This is a genomic window from Cereibacter johrii, assembly GCF_001720585.1.
In the GTDB taxonomy this organism is placed as follows: domain Bacteria; phylum Pseudomonadota; class Alphaproteobacteria; order Rhodobacterales; family Rhodobacteraceae; genus Cereibacter_A; species Cereibacter_A johrii.
Map to the genome: position 1 here is coordinate 1 of NZ_MABH01000228.1, position 4499 is coordinate 4499.

Genomic DNA, 4499 nt, shown 5'->3' on the forward strand with positions numbered 1-4499 from the left:
TTCACCGCCTTGTACAGCGCCAGCGCGGCAAGCACGCCCCAGCCGCCGGCCGCGAAGGCCCCCGGCACCGGCTGCGCCGCCGTCACCACCACCGCGAGGCCGCCGAGCGCCACGAAGCCCATGACACCCACGTTGAAGAGGCCCGCATAGCCCCACTGCATGTTCACGCCGAGCGCCATGATCGCCGAGATCAGCGCCATGTTCAGGATGCCGAGCGCCGAGTTCCAGCTCTGCAGGACGCCCGTCCCCACGAAGAGCAGCGCCACGAAGGCGAAGAGGAGGAGGGTGCGGTTCATACCGATTTCCCCTTGAAGAGCCCGGTGGGCATGAACAGCAGGACGATGATGAGGATCGTGAAGCTCACAGCGAACTTGTAGTCGGTGGACATGAGCTGCACGAGCCCGTCGGGGGCGAGCGCGTCCGGCAGAAGGTAGGTCGCGACCTTCTTCCAGGCATAGGTCACCGTCACTTCCGAGAAGGCGATGACGAAGCCGCCCGCGATGGCGCCGAGCGGGCTGCCGAGTCCGCCCACGATGGCCGAGGCGAAGATCGGCAGGAGGAGCTGGAAGTAGGTGAAGGCCTTGAAGCTCTTGTCGAGCCCGTAGAGCACGCCCGCCGTGGTGGCCAGCGCCGCGGCCAGGATCCAGGTCACGGCCACCACCCGCTCGGGGTTGATGCCGGACAGCAGCGCCAGATCCTCATTGTCCGAGAAGGCGCGCATCGACTTGCCGGTGCGGGTGCGGTTCAGGAACCAGAAGAGCGCCGCCACCACGATCAGCGCCGTCACCACCGTGATCGCCTGCGTGGTCTTGATGGCGAGCCCTTCGTCGAGCCCGGTCATCTTGCGGAAATCGCCCGCGGTGATCAGGAACCGCTCGCCGTCGGCAAAGCCGATCTCCTCGACGCCGATGATGAAGCGCACGACCCCGTTCATCACGAACATGACGCCCAGCGAGACGATGACGAGGATGGTCGGCGCCGCCTTCTGCCGCCGGTAGAAGCGGTAGACCGCGCGGTCGGTCGCCAGCACCAGCGCCGCCGTCACCGCGATGCCCAGGGGCAGGGCGAGAAGCGCGGTGGGCAGCGGCCCCCCGGTGACCCCCGCCGCCTGCAGCCCCCAGGTGCCGAGGATCGTCACCATCGTGCCGAAGGCCATCGTGTCGCCATGGGCGAAGTTCGAAAAGCGCAGGATCCCGTAGATCAGCGTGACGCCGAGCGCCCCCAGCGCCAGCTGCGCCCCGTAGGCGAGACCCGGCACGAAGACGAAATTGAGGAAAGCCACAAGGGCGTTCAGGATATCCATCTCTCAACCCCCGAGGAAGGAACGGCGCACCTCGGGGTCGGCCATCAGCGCGGGCCCCGTGTCGGTGAAGCGGTTGGCGCCCTGCACGAGGACATAGCCCTTGTCGGCGATCATCAGGGCCTGCCGGGCATTCTGCTCGACCATCAGGATCGAGATGCCGGTGCGGGCGACCTCAATGATCCGGTCGAAAAGCTCGTCCATCACGATGGGAGAGACGCCCGCCGTCGGTTCGTCCAGCATCAGGACCTTCGGCTGGGTCATCAGCGCGCGGCCCACGGCCACCTGCTGGCGCTGCCCGCCCGACAGCTCGCCCGCCGCCTGCCGGCGCTTGTCCTTCAGGATCGGGAACAGCGCATAGACCTGCTCCATCGTGCCCCGGATGTCGTCGCGCCGCAGGAAGGCGCCCATCTCGAGGTTCTCCTCCACCGTCATCGAGGTGAAGATGTTGTGGGTCTGGGGCACGAAGGCCATGCCCTTGGCGACGCGCGCCTGCGGCGTGAGGGCGGTGATGTCCTCGCCCTCCAGCTTCACATGGCCGGCCCGCAGGCGCAGCATCCCGAAGACCGCCTTCATGGCCGTCGACTTGCCCGCGCCGTTCGGGCCCACGATCACCGCGATCTGGCCCTTCTCCACGGCCAGCGTGCAGCCGTGCAGGATGTCGGCGGCGCCATAGCCGCCCGTCATGCTCTCGCCGATCAGGAAAGGCTCAGCCACGGCGGCCTCCCGCAAGGGCGTGCTCTTTCACGCTGGTCCAAATATCCCCGCCGGAGGCTCCCACGGCGGCCTCCCGCACGGCGCCGGAGGTCTCACGCATGACCCACCACCTTGTTCTTGAGGCCGGTGCCGAGATAGGCCTCGATCACCCGCTCGTCGTTCTTCACTTCCTCGACGGTTCCTTCCGCCAGCACCTTGCCCTCGGCCATGCAGATGACCGGGTTGCAGAGGCGGGCGATGAAATCCATGTCATGCTCGATGACGCAGAACGTATAGCCGCGCTCCTCGTTCAGCCGCACGATGGCGTCGCCGATCGTGTTCAGGAGCGTCCGGTTCACGCCCGCGCCCACCTCGTCGAGGAAGACGATCTTGGCATCCACCATCATGGTGCGCCCGAGTTCGAGAAGCTTCTTCTGGCCGCCCGAGATGTTCGAGGCCTTCTCGTCGGCGAGATGCGAGATCGTCAGGAACTCGAGCACCTCGTCGGCCTTGTCGCGCAGCCGCCGCTCCTCGGCCGCCACCGCGCCGCGGCGGAACCAGGCGTTCCACAGCGTCTCGCCGGACTGGCGGGCCGGGACCATCATGAGATTTTCCCGCACGCTCATCGAGCCGAACTCATGCGCGATCTGGAAGGTGCGCAGCAGCCCCTTGTGAAAGAGCGCGTGCGGCGGCAGGCCGGTGATCTCCTCGCCGTCCATCGTGACCCGCCCCGAGGTCGGTGGCAGCCGCCCCGCGATCACGTTGAACAGCGTGGTCTTTCCCGCCCCGTTCGGTCCGATCAGCCCGGTGATCGAGCCGGTGGCGATCTGCAGCGATGCGCCATCCACGGCCCGGAAACCGCCGAAGTGCCTGTGCAGGTTTTCGACTGCTATCATTCTTTCCCCTCTGCCCGCCGTTTCGCACCCTCCCGCATGGGCGCCGGGCCTTGTTCTTGGAATGGCAACGGCCCAAGGCACACACATGCGCGCCCCGGGCCGTGCCGGTCCTTATACGCTTGCCTGTCTTAGCGGAAGCGGTCCGTTTCGAACTTGCCGTCCTTCACGGTATATTCCCGGAAGCTGCCCGCGCTCTCGCCGGGGCCGATCAGCTCGACGTTGGTGGCGCCCACATAGTCGATGTCGGTGCCGGCCTTCAGCAGCTCGATGGCCTTGGCGAGATCGCCGGGATAGACCTTTTCCCCAGGCGCATTCGCCACTTCCTCGATCTTCGACTTGTAGTCGGCCGGGGCCGCGGACCCCGCCGCCTGCATGGCGAGCAGGATCAGGGACGCCGCATCGTAGCTCTCGCCGACATAGGAGGAGGTGCCGTCGAAGCCCGCTTCCTTGGCCATATCGAGAATCTTCGTCGCACCCTCGCTGTCGGTGCCGGGCACGGTCCCGAACGAGCCGTCGAGCGGCGAACCGATGGCCTCGACCAGCGCCTCACCGTACATGCCGTCGGGCAGGAAGAAGGTCTCGAAGGCGCCGGTGTCGAGAGCGGCCTGGATCACGCCCTTGCCGCCCTGATCGACATAGCCCGCCACGACCAGCATGTCGCCGCCAGCCGCCGCAAGCGCCGCCACTTCGGCCGAATAGTCCGCCTTGCCGTCCTCGTGCGCGGCCGAGATGGTGACCTTGCCGCCGGCCTTCTCGAACGCCTGCTGGATCGAATCCGCGAGGCCCTTGCCGTAGTCGTTGTTGGTGTAGGTGATCGCGACCGAGCCGATGTCGCGCTCGTTCAGGATCTCGGCGATCACTTCCCCCTGACGGGCGTCGGAGGGGGCGGTGCGGAAGAACAGCCCGTCGTCCTCGGCTTCCGACAGGGCGGGCGAGGTGGCCGAGGGCGAGATCATCACGACGCCGTTCGGGCGCGCGACGTTCTGGAGCACGGCGCCGGTGACGCCCGAGCAGTCGGCGCCCATGATGCCCTGCACCTTGTCCGAGGTGACGAGACGTTCCGCCGCAGCCGTCGCCGCCGCCGCATCGACGCAGGTCGAGTCGGCGCGCACCACCGTCACCTTGGAACCCTCGAGCAGCGTGCCCGCTTCGTTCACCTCGTTGATCGCGAGCTCCGCGCCCGACGCCATGTTCGGCGTGATCGATTCGAGCGGCCCGGTGAAGCCGAGGATGATGCCCAGCTTGACATCTTCTGCCGAGGCGGCACCGGTCAGTGCGAGGGTGGCCGTGCCGGCCAGAAGCAGCTTTTTCATTGTAGAACTCCCTGGTTGGATCGAGATCCTGCCGCAGACCCTATTTTGCCCCGGTTCAAAAGAAAAGGGAGCATCTGAGGTGCAGGTGCCGCACGAAGATCGCCGCCGCTGCGGCCTCATCCTCTCACCCCCGGGGCGTCTCCGGCGCGGCGCCACAGCCGCCATCCGCGCCCTCGCGGCCCTGCGGGGGGGCTGGCATTCCTGCCGCAACCGGACGTGAGGGGGCGGGGCCTTGTCGTGCGGAGAGGATCGCCCCCCGGGTTCGGGATGGCGCAGGCGGCAGTCGCGGGCAGG

At 67.4% G+C, this 4499-nt stretch carries 5 protein-coding genes; all 5 read right to left on the bottom strand.

Going from position 1 to position 4499, the window contains the following annotated elements; genetic code table 11:
- A partial coding sequence (locus A9O63_RS18980; protein WP_412841989.1) for an ABC transporter permease subunit occupies positions 1 to 296 on the bottom strand: 296 nt, incomplete at its 3' end.
- Positions 293 to 1303: a branched-chain amino acid ABC transporter permease gene (locus A9O63_RS18985; RefSeq protein ID WP_069333305.1), complete on the bottom strand. Its 1011-nt coding sequence runs from the start codon at positions 1301 to 1303 to the stop codon at positions 293 to 295. The genes A9O63_RS18980 and A9O63_RS18985, both read right to left, overlap by 4 nt.
- Positions 1304 to 1306: 3 nt before the next feature.
- The gene (locus A9O63_RS18990; protein WP_069333307.1) at positions 1307 to 2017 is read right to left on the bottom strand and encodes an ABC transporter ATP-binding protein; all 711 of its coding nucleotides are present in this window, start codon (positions 2015 to 2017) and stop codon (positions 1307 to 1309) included.
- Between the two features lie 92 nt (positions 2018 to 2109).
- Positions 2110 to 2892, bottom strand: coding sequence for an ABC transporter ATP-binding protein (locus A9O63_RS18995; protein WP_002720081.1), 783 nt, complete (start codon positions 2890 to 2892; stop codon positions 2110 to 2112).
- Between the two features lie 128 nt (positions 2893 to 3020).
- Positions 3021 to 4205 (bottom strand): ABC transporter substrate-binding protein, encoded by a 1185-nt coding sequence (locus tag A9O63_RS19000; protein ID WP_069333306.1) that lies wholly within the window; start codon positions 4203 to 4205, stop codon positions 3021 to 3023.
- Positions 4206 to 4499: the final 294 nt, after the last annotated feature.